Origin of the sequence: Gluconacetobacter entanii (genome assembly GCF_003206495.1) — a bacterium.
Classification (GTDB): Bacteria; Pseudomonadota; Alphaproteobacteria; order Acetobacterales; family Acetobacteraceae; genus Novacetimonas; species Novacetimonas entanii.
Map to the genome: position 1 here is coordinate 1 of NZ_NKUF01000051.1, position 18,943 is coordinate 18,943.

At 59.5% G+C, this 18,943-nt stretch carries 15 protein-coding genes and 3 pseudogenes; 4 read left to right on the forward strand and 14 right to left on the reverse strand.

Going from position 1 to position 18,943, the window contains the following annotated elements:
* The 3 genes and pseudogenes from CFR72_RS14340 to CFR72_RS14355 all read left to right on the forward strand — a co-directional run.
* A pseudogene (locus tag CFR72_RS14340) lies at nt 1-90 on the forward strand (IS5-like element ISMex42 family transposase); the annotation flags it as partial.
* Between the two features lie 623 nt (nt 91-713).
* Nucleotides 714-2,159 (forward strand): tyrosine-type recombinase/integrase, encoded by a 1,446-nt coding sequence (locus CFR72_RS14350; RefSeq protein ID WP_110914584.1) that lies wholly within the window; start codon nt 714-716, stop codon nt 2,157-2,159.
* A 103-nt stretch (nt 2,160-2,262) separates the two neighbouring features.
* A complete protein-coding gene (locus CFR72_RS14355; RefSeq protein WP_014106920.1) occupies nt 2,263-3,174 on the forward strand; it encodes a ketopantoate reductase family protein in 912 nt (303 codons plus the stop codon).
* A gap of 312 nt (nt 3,175-3,486) precedes the next feature.
* Here the strand turns inward: CFR72_RS14355 and CFR72_RS14360 are convergent, their stop codons facing one another.
* From CFR72_RS14360 to CFR72_RS14430, 14 genes and pseudogenes are all read right to left on the reverse strand, one after another.
* The gene (locus CFR72_RS14360) at nt 3,487-4,560 is read right to left on the reverse strand and encodes an alkene reductase (RefSeq protein ID WP_014106921.1); all 1,074 of its coding nucleotides are present in this window, start codon (nt 4,558-4,560) and stop codon (nt 3,487-3,489) included.
* An 892-nt stretch (nt 4,561-5,452) separates the two neighbouring features.
* The gene (locus CFR72_RS14370) at nt 5,453-5,602 is read right to left on the reverse strand and encodes a DUF2474 domain-containing protein (RefSeq protein WP_081477948.1); all 150 of its coding nucleotides are present in this window, start codon (nt 5,600-5,602) and stop codon (nt 5,453-5,455) included.
* On the reverse strand, nt 5,589-6,608 hold the full coding sequence (gene cydB / locus CFR72_RS14375; RefSeq protein WP_014106923.1) for a cytochrome d ubiquinol oxidase subunit II: 1,020 nt from the start codon (nt 6,606-6,608) through the stop codon (nt 5,589-5,591). Before cydB ends, CFR72_RS14370 begins: the two co-directional genes overlap by 14 nt.
* A gap of 2 nt (nt 6,609-6,610) precedes the next feature.
* Nucleotides 6,611-8,044: pseudogene (locus CFR72_RS14380) on the reverse strand (cytochrome ubiquinol oxidase subunit I).
* 278 nt (nt 8,045-8,322) lie between these two features.
* Nucleotides 8,323-10,095 (reverse strand): AMP-binding protein, encoded by a 1,773-nt coding sequence (locus CFR72_RS14385; RefSeq protein ID WP_014106925.1) that lies wholly within the window; start codon nt 10,093-10,095, stop codon nt 8,323-8,325.
* A 15-nt stretch (nt 10,096-10,110) separates the two neighbouring features.
* A complete protein-coding gene (locus tag CFR72_RS14390; protein WP_014106926.1) occupies nt 10,111-11,358 on the reverse strand; it encodes an MSMEG_0569 family flavin-dependent oxidoreductase in 1,248 nt (415 codons plus the stop codon).
* A gap of 16 nt (nt 11,359-11,374) precedes the next feature.
* Nucleotides 11,375-11,662 (reverse strand): MSMEG_0570 family nitrogen starvation response protein, encoded by a 288-nt coding sequence (locus CFR72_RS14395; RefSeq protein WP_019091908.1) that lies wholly within the window; start codon nt 11,660-11,662, stop codon nt 11,375-11,377.
* The gene (locus CFR72_RS14400) at nt 11,650-12,828 is read right to left on the reverse strand and encodes an MSMEG_0565 family glycosyltransferase (RefSeq protein ID WP_110914586.1); all 1,179 of its coding nucleotides are present in this window, start codon (nt 12,826-12,828) and stop codon (nt 11,650-11,652) included. The genes CFR72_RS14395 and CFR72_RS14400 overlap by 13 nt, the downstream gene beginning before the upstream one ends.
* Entirely contained in the window at nt 12,825-13,799 is a 975-nt protein-coding gene (locus CFR72_RS14405; RefSeq protein WP_014106929.1) for a sll0787 family AIR synthase-like protein, read from the reverse strand. The genes CFR72_RS14400 and CFR72_RS14405 overlap by 4 nt, the downstream gene beginning before the upstream one ends.
* The gene (locus CFR72_RS14410; RefSeq protein WP_023524185.1) at nt 13,796-14,359 is read right to left on the reverse strand and encodes an MSMEG_0567/Sll0786 family nitrogen starvation N-acetyltransferase; all 564 of its coding nucleotides are present in this window, start codon (nt 14,357-14,359) and stop codon (nt 13,796-13,798) included. The genes CFR72_RS14405 and CFR72_RS14410 overlap by 4 nt, the downstream gene beginning before the upstream one ends.
* On the reverse strand, nt 14,359-15,465 hold the full coding sequence (locus CFR72_RS14415) for an MSMEG_0568 family radical SAM protein (RefSeq protein WP_014106931.1): 1,107 nt from the start codon (nt 15,463-15,465) through the stop codon (nt 14,359-14,361). The genes CFR72_RS14410 and CFR72_RS14415 overlap by 1 nt, the downstream gene beginning before the upstream one ends.
* Nucleotides 15,462-16,436, reverse strand: coding sequence for a Nit6803 family nitrilase (locus CFR72_RS14420; protein WP_014106932.1), 975 nt, complete (start codon nt 16,434-16,436; stop codon nt 15,462-15,464). Before CFR72_RS14420 ends, CFR72_RS14415 begins: the two co-directional genes overlap by 4 nt.
* Before the next feature lie 24 nt (nt 16,437-16,460).
* Entirely contained in the window at nt 16,461-16,943 is a 483-nt protein-coding gene (locus CFR72_RS14425; RefSeq protein WP_010512510.1) for an MSMEG_0572/Sll0783 family nitrogen starvation response protein, read from the reverse strand.
* A gap of 340 nt (nt 16,944-17,283) precedes the next feature.
* Entirely contained in the window at nt 17,284-18,687 is a 1,404-nt protein-coding gene (locus tag CFR72_RS14430; protein WP_110914587.1) for an aminotransferase-like domain-containing protein, read from the reverse strand.
* Between the two features lie 157 nt (nt 18,688-18,844).
* Between CFR72_RS14430 and CFR72_RS18520 the strand changes: the two are divergent.
* Nucleotides 18,845-18,943 (forward strand): annotated as a pseudogene (locus CFR72_RS18520) (IS5/IS1182 family transposase); the annotation flags it as partial.

The window sequence follows — 18,943 nt, forward strand, 5'->3', positions numbered from 1 at the left end:
CGCGCTGTCGCAACCAGATATGAAAAAACAGCAACGTCGTTCCTCGCGGTCATCCACATCGCTGCCGCAGCAGACTGGATCAAGCCCTAACAGGCCCTAGATGAACGCCATTATGAAAATAGATTAAGGGCAATAGGCAGCTCTGACGGGGGAACTACAATTCTTTATATTGTTTACACCGTGCAGGAAGCAGAAAATAGCGACGAAGAAGATTACGGACGCATTGTCAGTGTGAGGAAAGCAAAAAAAGATGAATGTGAAAAATACCGAAATAAAATCTTACAGTATGGATTAATAAATAAAAGAATTAGCACGCCGGATATTTAGCAGGGAAGGCTAACCGAGACTTTCTTGTATTGCGGGATTTAGGCTCGATCGCCTGTGGGGCATGGTCGTTTTATGTCCGCTTGATGAAAGTTACACTGTAAAAGTCTGATGACTGAAATGAGGCGAAAGCAGCCTCACTCTTGAAAATTTTAGAATCATTTTCTCGCATAATTAAAGAACATTTTTCCCCATAGTTGAGGACATTTTCATAATTAAGGTATAAAATATATGATTGATAAAATAGGATTTCTATTCCCATTAATTAGGATTTTCGACAAAAATCCCGAAATGCGCCTGTTTCCGAGCCTTTTCGCCACGCCTGTCTGCGGACTCCTTCCCTGCTGCCTAGGTGACCGTCAGGGGTCATACGCGCAGGCAACCCTGCCATGCTGAGCGACGTCCGGATCCTCGGCACCAGCAGGCAGGCGCAGGCCGCACTGCACGCCCGCGTTGATCTGCTGACGCAGCAGCGTCTGGCCGAGACACAGGACCCGGCACGCTGGCGCGAAATCCTCTCGACCGCGCGTTTCACACCACCCCTGCCACTGCTTCTGGCGGGCATCGAATTGCCGGACGGTAGCTATTCCCCGGATACCCCCCTCGCCCAGGGTGTGCCGTATGCGTCGGCCGCCCAACAGATGGCTCAGGACCATGTCGCCGATATCCCATCAGGGTTTGAACTGGCCGTCGATCTGGAAATCGATGATGGCGCGCCCAGCTTCCTGGCCTGGTTCCGGCCGCTCCAGTCCGTAGGCTCCCGTTCCGAGACGGCAGACGCAGCGCCCCCTGCGCCCGTCGGCCAGCCGGCCGCTGCCGTCGCGCAATGGTTTTCCGTCGTCTCGGCACAGCCCGTACCCGAACATGATGGCCGCCTGGCCACGGCCCGTCAGGCCGCCGATGCCTATATGCACCGCAGCAAGGCCGAGAACACGCTGCGCACCTATCGCGCCGCCGTGCGGTCCTGGTGCCGCTGGGCTGCCGGTCACGCCCTGCCCGCCCTTCCGGCCCGCAGCGAGGATGTTGCTGCCTATCTGGCCGACATGGCGCTGCAGGGGCGCAGGACCAGCACCATCGACCTGCATCGTGCCGCCCTGCGTTACCTGCACCACCTGGCGCAGATTGCCGTACCCACCGCCCACCCGATGGTGACCGCAACACTTGCCGGCATCCGTCGGGAGGCAAAGGAGACCCTGCCCCGCCAGAAAACCGCGCTCACCTGGGACAGGCTGGTCCGGGTCGTCGAGGCCATCAGCTCGCATGATCTGGTCGGTGCGCGGGACCGGACCATTCTCCTGCTCGGTTTTGCCGGCGCGTTCCGGCGCTCCGAGCTTGCCGCGCTGAAGGTGGACTACATCACGGTGGACGAGGATGGCCTGCAGATCCGGCTGGGCCGGTCCAAGGGCGATCCCCAGCGCAAGGGCGCACTGATCGGCATCCCACGGGGCCTGACCCGGAACTGCCCGGTTCTGGCGTACGAGACCTGGCTCCGGCAGGCCGGGATTACGGAAGGTCCGGTCTTCCGTCGCATCTGGTCCGCGCGGGACCGCAGGGCGGGCGCCACGCCCGTCGGAGCCCCGCCCAGGATCGGGCCGCACGCCCTGTCGGACCGGGCCGTCACGGACATCATCCGCAAACGCTGCGGCGACACCCACCTTGAGGGGGACTTTGGCGGGCACAGCCTGCGCCGCGGGGCCATCACCACTGGGGCGAAAGACGGGTATGATCTCCTGGAACTGAAGCGCTTCTCGCGGCACAAAAGCCTTCAGGTCGTCGAGACCTATATCGACGAAGCCAGCATCAAGGCCAGACATCCGGGAAGATCGAGATTCTGAGCCTGTCTTGACCCCTGCCGCCAGAGCGCTTCAACTCGCCTTCAACCGCAACACATCAGGGGCGGATCAAAGAGAGGAAATAGCGTCATGAACTCCAGAATTCTTGTTGTCGGCGCGGGGGGCCGTGGGTGGGTATTTTGGCGCGCGCCTGGCCAGCGTCGGGCATGACGTGACTTTTCTGGTGCGCGAAAGGCGCCTGCAGCAGCTCCGTGCCGAGGGCCTGTGCCTGATCAGTTCCGTTGGCAACGTGACCATCGCCCCCCGGATGGTGATGGCCGGTGGGATTGAGGGTCCCTACGACATCATCCTGCTCAGCGTAAAAGCCTATTCCCTGACGGGTGCAATGAACGATTTCGCGCCTGCGGTGGGACCGCGAACACAGATTGTCCCACTCCTCAACGGCATGCTGCATCTTGATATTCTGGCAGACCGCTTTGGCCCTGCCGCGGTCATGGGGGGGACGTGCTTTATCGTCAGCAAGCTTGATGCGCAGGGGCGCATAGTCCAGACGGGCTCCCTCCCCCGGCTTTCCGTGGGGGAACGGGACGGTCGTGATACGCCAGCGGCGCGCAGTATTGCGGAAACCCTGTCAGGCCCCGGATTTGAAACCGTGTGTTCCACCCACATCCTGCAGGACATGTGGGACAAATGGGTTCTGCTCGCCGTCCTGGGCAGCATCTGCTGCCTGATGCGCGGAACCGTAGGGGATGTCGCCACCCAGCCAGCCGGTCAGGATTTTGCACAGGCGGTGATCCATGAATGTGCGTCAACGGCCGCTGCCGCCGGTTATCCCCTGCGGGATGCCACCCTGAAGAGCACTGTCAGTCTCCTGACGAAAACGGACTCCACCCTGACGTCCTCCATGTTCCGGGATCTGCTGCAGGGCGCTCCTGTGGAGGCGCAGCAGATTATTGGTGATCTGGTCAGGCGGGCACGCGTCCATCAGATCCCGACGCCTATCCTGGATCTCACGGATCTGAATCTGCGCGTGTATGAACAGCAAAGGCATGCGTGAAGACGCACAGGGCGGACACGAGGTACCGGCGGACACATCCGCTTCAGAGATCATGGCCGCCTTGTTCGACGATAATTCTCCCCACATGAACAGCCGGAATGAAATGTCTGACTTGGGAGAAAGGAGATAGTCGGCTGTCATAGGGACTACCAAAAACAGGCTTTCGCAACATTCAAATTCATGACAGGGGGTAGAAATATTCAAGTGATTTCATCCTGCACATGACAAGTATCAGGTCGGCATCTAAATGTTTTCTATAGTTAAAATGCAAGCTCCTTTCCCTGGAAGGAGCTTGCGGGAAAAAATAGGGTGTCAGCGAGCAAGTGGATAATCGGTATAGCCTTCTGCACCCTGCGAGTACCAGGTGCGGATATCGTCCTTGTTCAGGGGCAGATTGTCTTCCAGACGACGCACGAGGTCCGGATTGGCGATGAATGGGCGACCGAATGAAATGGCATCTGCAACACCGGTTGCGACTGTTTCGATCGCTTCATCGCGTGTGTAGTCCTGATTCAGAACCAGCGGCTTCTTAAACACTTCGCGGATCGGGCCATGCAGCTTGGGCTGATCGGTCTTGCCGAACGTGCCATTCGGTCCGGGTTCGCGCAGTTCAAGAAAAGCGATGTCGAGGTCGTTCAACAGCTTTGCCGCCGGCACAAAAACCTGCTCGGGATGGCTGTCGATGCAGCCCTGCGTATCGCCATTGGGGGACAGCCGTACTGACGTTTTGTCCGCGCCAATCGTTGCGATTACGCGTTCCGTGACTTCACGCAGGAAGCGGATGCGGTTTTCCGGCGAACCGCCATACTCGTCGGAACGATGGTTGGTGCCGTCCCGCAGAAATTCGTCGATCAGGTAACCGTTGGCGGCATGAATCTGCACACCGTCAAAGCCTGCCTGAAGAGCATTGCGAGCGGCGTTTTCATAATCGTCCAGGATGCGGGCAATGTCCTCCCTGGTAAGAGGACGGGCAATTTCGGGAGCCTGTTTGCCGTCATAAGTATGGAGCGCTTCAGGTGCTTTTGTCGCCGAGCAGGACACAGGCTGCTGACCCGTCACGCTGGAATGCACCATGCGGCCCATGTGCCAGATCTGGGCCACGATCTTTCCGCCCTTTGTATGGACTGCAGCGGTGATAGGCTTCCAGGCTTCTACCTGTTCCTGCGACCACAGACCCGGCGCATACGGCCAGCCAAGACCTTCGCGGCTGATACCAGTCGCTTCCGAGATAATCAGACCGGCCCCAGCGCGTTGCGCGTAATATTCGGCCATGATGGGAGTGGGTACATGCTCGCGGGTGCCCCGGCCACGTGTCAGCGGCGCCATGAGAATTCTGTTTTTTGCGTAAATGCTTCCCAGTTCAATCGGCTCAAACAGGCTGGGCATGACAGATCCTTCTTAAAAAACGCAGTTCCTAAGGATTTGGGAAGCCTCATGTGGAATACAACAGGAGGCCTACCACCTCGTCTGACTTGAGGTAGAACGCGTAGGCTGAGCATCTGAACTGGTTGCCCTGGACCTTGCCGATCTGAGCAGTGTCCGCGCATGCACCGATCAGTTGAATGAACGAACCCGCTGCGCGGGATTGGTGTGACATGGAAGTCTGTCACCACGGCGTGAGAGATCTATTTTATTTGTAACTGTCCTGATCGGGCCAAGCACTCTGGCTTTTTCCCACCAAAAGGAGCCAGGATGATAACGGAGTCCCTGTGCATTGCTGCAATCAGTCACCTTCGCCAGCGCCTGCTTGATGACATGGCGGTGCGGCGGTTCTCCCAGGGAACGCAACGCAATTACCTTCGCGATGTCGGCCGTTTCGCTATGTTTCTGGGCCGCTTAGGCGTCACGAATTGAGCCGCCATGACCACGTCGCCTTCGTTCTACTTGCTGTCATCGTCCACCATGATGACCAGTCGTCCTGCACGCATGGCCTGGCTCGCGTGAGCTATCCGCTTCCACTGACTGTCGCTCAGACCATACCGTCGCATTCACACTCTTCCCGTCCCATCAACAGGAAGAAAACATCACAGATCAAACGGGAGTACAAGCGGCATAATCCTCCCGCTTAACTGACGAAACGCCCTAGTTCAATGCGGATCATGGCAACAGCATGGGACGGCGGCCCGTTGCTCTGTGAGATACCGATTTATTTCCGGCGACCCGAAATCAGGCAAAAGATCGCCGCTAAACGGCTCAATAAGATCGTGGGAAGAATTTAACTGGGTATAATCAATGTTAAAAAATGAATCTGTGGTTGTCGGAACAACCACAGATTTAGTCATTTTGGTACGATCATGTGAACGAGTAGTGCGCTTGCGAATAACGCTGCTGTGCTAAGCGTCCATATGCCGATGAACCAACCTATACGCTGGCTAAGGCGCCGGGGCGCGTTGTCCCCATTGCCCTGTACAATCTCAATGATAGCCATCTGCTTCCGTTACCTTTCCCCGGAACACACGATAGGAGTAGACTGTGTAGGTCAGGATGATCGGCAGCAAGATGACGGTGCCGACCAGTTGAAAAAATTGACTGGATGGGGGGGATGATACATCCCACAGCGTCAACCCGGGCGGAACAGCATACGGCCATACCGTAATCCCGAGTCCGGACAGGCAGAGAAAGAACCAACCGAGAGCACACAGGAAGGGTCCTTTGGAATGCCCACGACGCAGACCGATGGTCAGTAGAAAACCTAGTGCGATTACCAGAAGGGGAACGGGTGCGACAAATACGATATTGGGCCACTCGGTCCAGCGTCGCAGGTAGGGTGCGTGCAACATAGGCGTCCACAGGCTGACAGCGACGATGCATACAAACAACCCGATTGCCAGCAGCTTCGCCCATTTGCGGCAGGAAGCTTCTAGCACGTCGGTTGTGCGCCAGATCAACCAAGTTGCCCCGAGCAGGGCATAACCGCACATGACGGCCAGTCCGCACAGCACGCTGAATGGGGTCAGCCAGTCCATTGAACTGCCAACAAAAGCTCCATCCACGACCTTGATTCCCTGAACAACTCCGCCGAGGATTGCGCCCTGGCAGAAAGCAGCGATTCCCGATCCAATCATGAAGCCACCGTCCCACAGTTTTTCGCGTCCAGTCCCGCGTGTCATGATACGAAATTCGAAGGCTACACCCCGGAAGATCAGGGCAACCAGCATGAGCACGATCGGCAGGTAAAACGCGGGAAGCAGGGTTGAATAGGCCCCAGGAAAGACCCCGTAAAGCGTAGCGCCACCAAGGACCATCCACGTTTCGTTTCCGTCCCATACAGGGGCAATGGTGTTGACCATCACATCCCTGCGGCCGTCATGCCGTTCCACGGCGAACAGCATTCCGATGCCAAGGTCAAACCCATCAAGGACGACATAGATGGTGATCGCAGCGACCAGAATAACGGCCCATATGATCGGAAGCCAGTATGCGACGTCCATCATGTTCAGGCTCCTTCGCCAGAAGAGGGATTGATGACTTTGGGATGAGTGCTTGTGGCTAGAATATCCGGGGCATGAGAGGGGCTGGTCTCATGCTCTCCTTCCTGTGGTGCCCCTGCTAGCAGGCGGCCCAGAATGCCGATGCCTGATCCAAATACGATTACGTAGACCACAACAAAGACGGTCATCGTCAGCGCCATATTGGACAGAGCAATCGGGGAAACACTATCGGATGTCCTGAGCAAACCATAAACGGTCCATGGTTGACGCCCAACCTCGGTCGTCACCCAACCGCACAGCAATGCGATGAAACCGGCCGGTGCCATGCATACGGCGACCCGATGAAATCCCGGACTGCTAAACAGAGTTCCTCTGTGCCTCAGCCAGAGTGACCAGAACCCGACAATGACCATAAGCATCGCCAGCGCAATCATGATGCGGAAGGAAAAGAAGATCACGGGAGAAGGCGGACGCTGGTCACGCGGGAAATCCTTCATGCCCGGTACCTTGCCATTCAGGCTGTGTGTCAGGATGAGCGACCCGGCCAGCGGCAGCCTGATGGCATAATCCGTATGTTAGGTTTTCATGTTGGGAATACCGAACAGTAGTTCAGGGGCACGTGCTTCTGACTCCCAGTCCACTTCCATCGCAGCAATTTTAACCGGCTGGTATTTGAGCGTGTTCAACCCGTGGGCGTCACCGGCGAGGACCTGCAGAGGGGCAACGAAGGCTGCCATCCACATCGCCATGGAAAACATCAGGCGCACTGGTTCGCTTGCCTGGGTGCCCGCACGGCGTGCCTTGAGCAGATGCCACGCCCCTGTCGCCCCTACTATAAAGGCAACCGAAAGAAAGGCCGCCAGACCCATATGCACAAGCCGGAAAGGGAAAGAGGGATTGAAAATGATGGCAAGCCAGTCCGCAGGTATGAAGCGACCGGTAGCAGCATCAATCGTGTATCCCTGCGGCGTCTGCATCCATGAGTTTGATGCCAGGATCCATGTCATCTAGATGAGTGTGCCGACCGAGACACAACATGTTGCTGCATAATGCAGGCCGCGTCCCACCTTGTTCATGCCAAAGAGCATGACCCCTAGGAAGCCCGCCTCGAGAAAGAAGGCTGTCATGACTTCATACGATAGGAGGACACCTGTAATAGGCCCGGCTTTCCGCGAGAAAACTGACCAGTTCGTGCCGAATTCATACGACATGACCAGTCCGGAGACGACGCCCATCCCAAAGACGATCGAGAATATCTTGATCCAGTATCGGTAGAGATCAAGATAGGCCGCACGGCCGGTTTTAAGCCATAATCCTTCCAGTACGGCCAGATAGGCTGCCAAGCCGATTGAAAAGGCAGGAAAAACAATATGGACGCCTACGGTAAAGGCGAACTGGAAGCGTGCAAGAAGCAGCGCGATATCGTGAGATGGTTGCATGGGTAATTCCCCAAATCCTGATTCAGTCGCAGTTATAAGAAATATAAAATTTCAATAAATGCAGACTTCTAGACGGTTTTGTTGTTGGAATATTCGCACTGTCTGATAGATGCAGGCATCTGTTATTTTTTTGATTTTTGAAGACGCCTTCAGTTACCATTCTGTCGTCTTTCTAATAATCCTTTAACCATGACATATTGATAAGTGCAGAGTCTCCGGACTGTCTGTTTGAGCTCACCATTTTTCCGTAAGAATGATCTGGTACGAGCCTGATAACGTTAAGATACCAACAGGCGTTTCCGCGTGATCTTTCCTGAAACCGTTGTCGGCAGATGTTTGACGAAGCGGACTTCCTTAAGACCAATCCAGCGACCGAGTGCGTGATTGACCCGTCCGATTATCTCCTCGGAAGAAGGTCTGCCTTCTACGCCGGAGTTAGGTACTACATAGGCGACAGGTCGCTGGCCTCTCAGTTCATCAGGGGTGGCCACTACGGCACAGGCATGAACTTCTGGATGGGCGGCGATGATCTTTTCGATCTGTACGCCCGAAATTCGCCGGCCCGCGACCTTTATGACATCATCGGAACGCCCGAGCATATGCACGGCGCGGCTGGCCTCGATCATACCTTCGTCAAAGGTACGATAATACTGGCCGGTCTCGTCTAGGTAAGCTGTAGGAACATGGATCGCTCCATCCTTCCATACGCCAGCCAGGCAGCCGGGTGGCAGCGGCAGGGAGAGGACAATTTCGCCGCACTGTTCACCGGGTATGGACAGCATGATTTCCGGACGGAATCCCGGTGCAGGCCGCCCGATGTCGTTCATGAGCGCAACCGGCTCACGCTCGGGCAGGCCAAAGAAATGCGCGGTGATGCTCCATCCGGTTTCGGTCTGCCACCAATGATTGACCACGGGTTTGCAAAAATAGGATCGTGCCCACTCCAGCAATGTCGGGTCCGCATATTCCCCGGCCACGAAAATGCGGGCCAGTGCAGGCAGGATGGCCCCTGACAGGTTGCGGCTTTCCTGCCGCATGAGGCGCATCTGGGTGGGTGTGGCGAACAGGCATTTCACCTCGTGCTCATGGCAAAGCGCGCGGATGGCGGAAGCCGATGCGCCGCCTTCCACGATCACGCTGGTGCAGCCGCTGAGCAGCGGTGCATAGACCCCGTAGGAATGGCCTACCACCCAGCCCAGATCCGATGTCGTGAAGAACGTATCGCCGGGTTCGCAGCCATAGATCAGCTCCATGGACAGGGCGAGGGCCACGGCATGCCCGCCATTGTCGCGCACGATGCCCTTCGCATGACCTGTCGTGCCGGATGTATGAAGAATATACAGTGGATCTTCAGATCTCAGCATGACCGGCTCTGCCGGCGCGGACTGTTCCAGCGTATGGAAATCGTGATCCCGTTCCGGCAGAAGCTGAGCCGGGCAGGTCGCTCGCTGCACGATCACGCAGGCCTGGGGTTTATGCTCGGCTTCGGCTAGCGCCTCATTCAGGGCGAGTTGGGATGGTATGGTGGTTTGCCCCTGAAAGCTGCAACTGGCGATGATGATGACTTTCGGCGCCACGCTATCAATCCGCCGAGCCAGCTCAGGTCCGGCGTAACCGGCAAAAACCACCACATGCACCGCCCCGATCCGCGCACAGGCCAGCATGGCGATGGCGGTTTCGATCATGGTGGGCATGGCGATCAGGACGCGGTCGCCTTTCTCCACCCCCAGCGCGCGCAGGCCGCCGGCAAACCCGGCCACCCTGCCCTGGAGTTCCCGGTAGGTTACCACCTGCCGTTCCTTCGTGGCGCAGGAATGCCAGATCAGCGCCGCCTGCCCGCCGCGTCCGTCCGCTACATGCCGGTCCACGGCGTTATGGCAGGTGTTGAGCGTGGCGTCGGGGAACCAGTCATGCCAGCCATCCGCCCGTGTCCTGCATGCGCTCACAGGTGCCTGCTTCCATGTGATGCGTTGCGCAGCCTCCAGCCAGAATTGTTCTGGCTGGCTTGTGGCCGCGTCATACATCGCCTCATATGTTGTCCATGGAAGCATGGCGCTTTACTCCGTTCAGGCTACAGGCACGTCTTTGCCGGTGATCTGGCTGGCCAGCCACGCGGCATCACGCGAAACACCGGAGAACCGTCCCGATCCCCAGGTGTGCAGCCATGGCAGGCCGAGGAAGTAGAAGCCCGGCGCATCGGTCACGCCGCGATGCCAGACCGGCTTGTTGGCCCCGTTGAAGACCGGCACGTCGATCCAGCGATAGTTCGGGCGGAAGCCGATGCACCAGAGGATCGAAGTGATTCCGGCAGCCTTCAGGTCGAGCGGGGTGTTACTGCCATCGGGCTCCCACACAGGCACATAAGGGGCTTCGGTCGGAGCCGTGATCCCTTCACGGGCGATGTAGGCGTCAATGGATTTCTTGATGTCGGCATTGGTCTTGTCCGCATCATCAAGGTTTTCCTTCAGATCCGGCGCGAAGTGCGCCACTTCATCGCGGATTGTCTCCAGTGTGCCATGCAGGCCAACGCCCTCCTTGGCAAAGAGGCGCAGATCAAGATCATGGCCTCCATTTCGACCGGTGACATAATGATTGGTCTTGTCGCGTGCACCGTCACGCAGAGGGTGATTATCCACCGTAAGGTCGTAGAAGTGCATGTCCGCAAGCCAGTCCACAACGTCGCGGCCACGGTAGAAGCGCGACACGCGCGGGGCGGAACCGACACAGAGATGGACCTTGCGTTTTTCAAGGAACAGGTCCTCGACAATCTGCGCGCCGGACTGGCCGCTGCCCACGACCAGCACAGCCCCTGCCGGCAACTGGGCCGCGTTGCGGTAATCCTGCGAGTGAACCTGATGGATGGCGGGGTCGATCGCGCTGGCATAGCCGGGGATGACCGCGTCCTGATATGCGCCCGATGCGATGACCACATGCTTTGCGTGCCACGTCTCACCACCTGCCACCACGCGGTAGCCACCACCTTCATGGCGGGTGATGGAGGTAACGGCTGTGTGCTCGCGCAGGGGCGGATTGAAGGAGGCGACAAAGCCCTTCACGTAGTCAATAATTTCCTGCTTCACCATGAAGCCGTGCGGGTCTTTTCCCTTGTAGGGATGACCGGGGAGTTCGCACTGCCAGTTCGGTGTGACCAGGCAGAAATTGTCCCAGCGTTCATCATCCCACGAATGGCAGGCGGTCTTTGCCTCAAAGACGATGTGCTCCACCTTCTCGCGGCAGAGATACCAGCTCATGGAGAGCCCGGCCTGTCCGCCGCCCACGATGATGACGGGGATGCTTTTTTCGTTCTGTGTCATGGTCGTTCTTTTCGTCTCAATAACTGAAAGACAGGACGCGCACCTGCGCGTCGGACTGGTTCAGAAAAGGCGCACTGGCCTGCCTTATGGCCTGAAGCTGGCCAAGGGCGCGGCTGCATGGGAAGCCGTAGCGGGCGCGAACCCGCTCGCTGGCGTCCGTCAGGGCGGTGTCCGCCTTTTCAAGAAACTCCCGGACCGGATAATCCTGACCGGGCGTGAAGTGGTCCCTTATGACCAGCGAGGGGGAGTAACAGTCAGTCTCCTTCCCATCGGGCCAGCGCACACGAAAGGTCATTTCGGGCATGGTGAAAGAACTCCTGAAGCAAGGGCATCGGTGCGCGACCGCGCTGCCAGACACCGATATGCGGGGAGGTGCCGACTGGCGACGTGGCCCCAGTCGAAACGGCGGGCGGTTGCGGGGCCACTAGCCCGGAAGCGTTCGCGGTTTTGGGCGCCAAGGGCATCCCGCAAGGCCAGAAACAGGGTGTCGGGGCGCGCCAGGTCGCACCACAGCGCATCTGCCCGCGAAAGATGCTCGGTAAAGGGCGCGATTTCCGGCACAACGACTGGCGTGCCACAGGCGAGCGCCTCCAGCGGGCACAGGCCGAACCCTTCGGTTATGGACGGATAGGCCAGCATATCCGCCTGCCGGTAGAATGAAGGCATGTCTCCATCCGCAACCGGCCAGGTGATGGTGACATGATCGGCTGCACCGCTTTCGCGCAGACGCGCCATGAACCGGGTGCGGTAGGCAGAATGATCCAGCAGCGAAGCCCCGCCCGCCACGACCAGATGCACATCAGGCCGCTCGCGGCGAAGGGCCAGAAATGCGTCGAGCAATTGCAGCGTGTTCTTGCGCCGCTCGATCCCGCCCACGGACAGGATCAGGTGACGGTCGGCAGGCAGATGATACCGCGCCCGCAACGTGGCATCGTGCGCGGTTGGGACGTGCGAAAAGCGCACGGGATCAACCCCGTTGCCCACGACCGTGGCTTCGCGGCCATGGTCGTTGCGCAGGACATCTTCCCACATTGTGCTGACGGTAAACAGTTCGGCCGCCGCCCTGATCCCCCGTTCCTGCCGCGCGGCAAGGACCGGGTGTGTGAAATGGTCAAGATGGTGGACCGTGCGGGCAAAGCCCGGTATCCGCCCCTCTTCCACCAGTTCGGCCAGTGCATTGGCGCTGATCGGGTCCTGTGCGTGCAGCACGTCAAAAGGCTGCCCACGCAGGGCGTCCCTGATCTCGCCAATACGGCGTTCCACCAGCGTTGGCAGGTCGCGCTCGGGCACAGCCGGGATGCAGTTTGTGGCGCAGCGGGGCCTGCGGAAGAAACCGACCCCGGTTACATCCGGCGCGATGAGCGTGGCGTCGTGGCCTGCGTCGCACAGGGCTTCGGCCAGCGCCATGCCATGCACCACGCCGCCACGCGGATTGGTGGAATGGGTCAGGATGCCGATGGAGAGGCTCATGGCGCACACCCCATGAGAGGCATCCGGGCGAGATCCCAGAAGGTTTCCTTCTCGTCCGCCCATGTGACATCCAGCCGCTGCGTGCTGTCACACTGACCGATGACAGAAGCCGCTATGCCCCGCCCATGAAAGCGGGCCATGACTGCCCCGGCCGCCTCGGGCCGGGCCGTCAGCAGATAGCCATAGCTGGGGAATGCGGACAGCCAGCGTTCCATTGGTGCATCGTCGGGACGTGGAATGTCATCGAGCGTGATGGTCATGCCGATACCCGAACATTCTGCCAGCATGAGGGCGGTGCCCAGCAGTCCGGCCATGCTGATGTCCTTGGCGGCGCGGCTTAACCCGTCCTCGGCAATGCCGGGCAAGAGATCGAGATCACCCCGAAGGCGTGCCGCCCCCTCAGTATGACACAGTGCGGAACTCGCATCCCAGAACGGGTGCGGGTCGTGCCAGCGGCCGCGCAGGTCGATGGCGGCGATCAGGACTTCGCCCGGTCGGGCATCGAAACTGGTCAGCAGATGACGGGCACGGCCAAGGATCGCCACCGACAGCGAATTATGGGTGCTGCGCATGTTGGTATGACCGCCGACAACCGGCACGCCATAGGTGCGCGCACCTTCATGCAGACCGGTCAGAATGGACGCGGCCGCCTCGGATGTATCGCTCCACAACGCATCCACCACAGCCACAGGGCGACCGCCCATGGCCGCGATGTCACTGATATTGACCATCACGCCGCAATAGCCGGCAAACCACGGCATGGCGCGCACGAAGCTGTCCTGAAACCCCTCGCTGGCCAGCAGGAGATAGCCATCGCCATCCGGTATGGCAGCACAGTCATCTCCTAGGCGGATACCATCGCTTGTATCCCGACCAAGAATTGCGACGGTTTCGGCAATATCCTGTTTGCCCGCAAGGGCCCGACCGTGTCGAAGCGTGCGCAGCAGTGTCGTCAGTTCGTGTGCCATCATGCCACCTGCCGGTTACGAGGCTGCGGGCGCAGCAGCCAGGTCTGGTCCAGCCCATGCGCCGGATAGCGTGAGAGGTCGGCCTGCATGTCGTGATGTGGCAGCCCATGCAGGGTCATGGCCCCGAGGCTTTTCCAGTGCAGGCGACGGAAGAACAGCACGTTCTGTTCCTGCACCTGGGCCAGGAACCGCGTGGCCCCAAGCCCGTGCGCCGTGCTGACCGCCATGCGGATGAGTTCCGCGCCGATCCGTCCCAGCCTGCGATGGTCTTCATGGACGGCCAGACGGGAGCCGCGCCAGACGCCGGGTTCGGCTTCATGGATGCGCACGGCGCCCACCACCCGGTCCGGCATGCCCGCCATGCAGCACGCCGCGATGATGGGAATGGCAACCGCGTCGATTGCGTCCCGGTCATCATCCGCAAAGACCTGCTGTTCGGTGCAGAACACGTCGCGGCGCAGCGCATGGTAGCCAGCCCGTTCCCACGGCGTGCGGACCAGCCGCACGACATATTCCGTAGGGATGAACGGGCGGTCGTCCACGCCTTCGAGGATCGCTGTCATTATTCGTACGCCGAAAGGGAGGAACAGGCGCCACACCGGCCACACCCGGCGCGGATGTCGGTGGATTTCATGTTCGCCTCGCGCAGCATGCGCCCCAGTGGGGCCAGCACGGACTTCATGAAATCGGCCGAAGGCGGCGCGTGATTTTCCAGCGGTGTGCCGGAAATCGGCACGAACGGCACCACGAAGGGATAGACCCCGAGCGCAATCAGGCGTTCGGCCAGAGCCAGAATATCTGCGGCGCTGTCGCCAAGACCGGCCAGAATGTAGGTATTGACCTGCCCGCGCCCGAAGACCGGCACGGCGCTGGCGAAAGCGTCCATATAGCGATCCACGCTGACCGTGGCCTTGCCGGGCATGATCTTCTCGCGCACCGCCTGTGTTGCGGCTTCGAGATGCATACCCAGGCTGTCGGCCCCGGCGTCGCGCAGGCGCTGGAACCAGCCGTGATCGCGCGGCGGCTCGCACTGGACCTGAAGCGGCAGATCCACAGCCGCCCGAATGGCACGGGCTGATTCCGCCAGCACGGCAGCACCCCGATCAACCACATTGGGCGTGCCGGTGGTCAGCACCATGTCGCGCACGCCGTCCAGTTCCACGGCGGCCTTGGCGACCTCGGCAAGCTGCGCCGGTGTCTTGTAAGCGATCGTCCGATCGGCCTCCAGCGACTGGCCGATGGCGCAGAACTGACAGGAGGTGCGCCGGTCGGCATAGCGGATGCAGGTCTGGTGCACCGTGGTCGCCAGCGTGTCACGGCCATGCAGCAGGGCGATCTTCCAGTAGGGAATGCCGTCCGCCGTGCTCAGTCCGTAAAAGCGCGGGGCGGCCGGAAAATGGATCGTGCCCAGTGTCTGCCCATCGCGTAGCAGCGTGCTGGCCCCGTGCTGGTCCGGCGGGCTGGCCTGGAATGGTGAATGCCGCGCGCCGGATGTATAGACCGGGACCATGACGGTCTGGCCTGCAATGGTAATCGTCTTGTGATCCGAAGGACCGGCGCCTCCCTTGCGGGCAATGCCGCCGGTCTGCTCACCGATCTGCAGCCCGAAGGATTGCAGGTCGGTAACGAGCTTGCGACCAGAAAGTGTACCGAGCGTCGGAATGGTCATGACGCAGCCTCATCTGTAGATGTGGGAACCGGATTGGCTTCCCCAACGTAATGAACGGTGCGGGCGGGCCGCCGGTCCTGAAGCAGGCTGAGCAGTTCGGGCCGTGCGTAATGCCCTACGGAATCCATCATCCGCTTGCGCTTGGTAATCAGGGCGAAGTCGAGATCGGCAATCACCATCCCCTCGCCTTCCGTCAGTGGTGTGCCGAGCAGCTTCCCTTCAGGCGAGACGATGGCCGTGAAGCACCCACCCCGCAGCGGCCCTTCCAGCGCGGGATCGCGGGCTATTTCCTTGATCTGCTCTTCGGTGAGCCAACCCGTGGCGTTCACCACAAAGCAGCCGGATTCCAGCGCGTGATGCCGGATGGTGACTTCCATCTGGTCGGCAAAGATCTGCCCGACCAGCGAGCCCGGAAACTGGGCACAGTGGATTTCCTCGTGCTGGGTCATCAGCGCGTAGCGGGCGAGCGGGTTGTAATGCTCCCAGCAGGCCAGTGCGCCAATGCGACCGGCAGCGCTTTCCACCACTTTCAGCCCAGAACCATCGCCCTGCCCCCAGACCATGCGTTCATGGTAGGTGGGCGTGATCTTGCGGCGTTTGAGCAGGATTTCACCCGTGGCGTCGAAGATGATCTGGGTGTTGTAGAGCGTGCCGAAATCGCGCTCGTTCACGCCCAGCACCACGACCATGCCGGTCTGGCGCGCGGCCTCGGCCATCATGTCGGTGACCGGACCGGGAATGACGACGGCGCGTTCGTAAAGCGCCAGATGCTCCCCACCGAAGCGGAAAGCCGGCTGGATGAACGAGAAATAGGGATAGTACGGCACAAAGGTTTCGGGAAAGACCGCCAGTTTCACGCCTTTTTCGGCGGCCTCGCGGATGGCCTGACAGACTTTCCGGGCAGTTCCCAGACCATCGTCACCAAGGACGGGGCTGATCTGGATGGCTGCGGCGCGAACGATACGGGACATGGCTTGCGGTCCTCCCTTCGGCCTTCAGAGGGTCCAGGTATTGAGGATGAAGGCGTTGTCGCGCCGGGCCAGCAGGATGATGTCGAGCACGTCCTGCGGGTTGATCGGCGTGATGCCGGGGATCAGGTTCTGCTCGCCGTAGCCGTAGAGGGCCTGAAGCGCGAAGCGGCAGGCATAGACCTTTCCGCCTTCCTCAAGGATTTTTGCGATCTGCTTGTTGCAGTTCATGTGCCCCGGAAAGGCTTCGTCGCCCAGACGGGGAAAGCCGCGCTGCACACCAAGGGTGACACCCGGTCCATATAGCAGCACCGACGTCTCGAAGCCCTTGCGGATCAGGCGGGTGGCCTGCAGCAGGTTGACGAACCCGACCGAGCCTTCATTGGCGACGGTGTGGAAGGTGATGAGGGCTTTTTCGCCGGGCTGGGCTTTGACGTCCTCAAAAACCTTGTTTTCATAATTGACGAAGCAGTCGCCGTCTTTGTACGGAGCGTGTTCGACTTTCGGCATGGTATCTCTCCCGTGTGCTGCGGTCTCCGGCAGGGAGCCGGGACTGACCGCGTTGCCGAGGCAAACGTGGCACGGGATGGCAGAGAGCCAAAATATTGTATGCCTTATGAAAAAGGTACAAACGGATCAAATCAGATTACATGCCGCCATCCTGCCACGACAGAGGCATACAAGAAATATACGACAACCATACAATCGTAAGGTGTATCCATAAAGGTCTGTTTTAGCTTGATTTTATAGTCACGCAGTCGTGAATGAAGTGCCTTTTTGTTTTTCCGTGTGCCCGCATGGCGCGCCCCGGAATCAGATGGTCCCATCGATTCCAGACACTGCGCGCAGGTCACACAATATCGGCAAAGCCGGGTGAGCGTTTGTGTTGCAGGACCGACAGCACGCCATGCAGGGATTCCTCAAGGCTTGCAGCATCCGGTGCGCTGCCCAATGCAATCCGGGCCCGCTGCGGCGGCTCGCCACTGATGGTGAAAACGGTGCTGGGCACCAGCGCCAGTCCCCGCCTGCGGGCATAGGCCACAAAATCCGCACTGCCACACCAGTCCGGCAGTTTCAGCCACACATGCGGCCCGTCGGGGTTCATGCAATGCCCCTCCCCCAGCACCCTGCGGGCAATGGACTGGCGCAGGCGCAGTTCTTTCTGGATGGCGTGCAGGATCGTATGCGCCTGCCCTGTCTGCATCCACCGCGCCGTCAGCGCGCTGAGCAGACCGGCATTGGTGAGCGCAATGGCCCGGATGGCCGCCGCGACCCGTCGGGTCATGTCCGCATTGGGCAAGGCCACATAGGCGATGCGCAGGCCCGGACTGAGCGTCTTGGCAAGGGTAGCCACGTAGCTGACACGGCTATGGTCGAGTGCTGCCAGCGCCGGTAGCGGATTGTCCATCAGCAGGCTGTAGGGGTCATCCTCGGCAATATGCAGATGATGATGCTGGGCAACCTTCAGGATATCCTTGCGTCGTTGCAGGGACATCGTGGCCGTGGTGGGATTGTGGATGGTCGGAATGCAGTAGAGCATCCGGGGATGATGTTCGGCGCAGACGCGATCGAGCTGGTCCGGCATCATCCCGTCCATGTCGCTGTCCACGCCGACCAGAATAAGATCGAACTGCGCCGCGATGGTCCGGATGCCGGGATAGGCAATACGGTCGGTGACAATCACATCGCCCGGCTGGGTATGGGTGCTGACAGTGGCCGCCAGAGCGCTCTGGGCACCAGGTGAGACAAGGATTTCATCCGTTCGCCGCTGACCGATGACGGGCGCGATCCATTTCGCGCCAAGCTGGCGTTCTTCCTGTGTGCCACCCGTCACCCGGTAGGACATCAGGCTGTTCAGATCCTGCTGTTTCAGGATGGCTGCGATGTCGCTCTGGATGATCCGCTGAAGCGGTGGTTCCTGCGGGATCGGTGGCAGGTTCATGGTCAGATCCACCACAGCCGGTCCCGTATGGCGCCAGTGGCTTTCCCCCGCGCCGACACGGACAAAGGTTCCTCGGCCGACCGTTGCGTCAATCAGGCCGCGTCGGCGGGCCTCGGTAAAGGCCCGGGTCACGGTCGTCAGATTGGTGCCGAGATACTCCGCGATCGTGCGCTGTGGTGGCAACCTGTCGCCTTCCCTCAGGTCGCCCTTGCGGATGGAAAGCGCCAGGGCATCGGCCAGCGTCATGTAAATCGCGTTCGGACTCCGGCTGATCTCTTCTTTCCAGTGGGCGAGATAGGGGTATGCTGACATGGGATGGAATTTCCATACATTCGATGATATTCCATTCGACCATATACCATACAATCCGTGCAATAATGATCGATACAGATGGAGGGTTCGAAAAACCCTCTGGTATTGAGGTCTGCTCTGTGATTCCATTTTCCTTGCGTTGATTGGAGTATGGATCATGAAGCAGACGGGATTTTTTGACGTTGAAGAGCGGCTTGCCCGCTTGAGCGGGCTTGGTGATCAGCTCGAAGCATTTTCCCGGACTGTGTATTTTGAA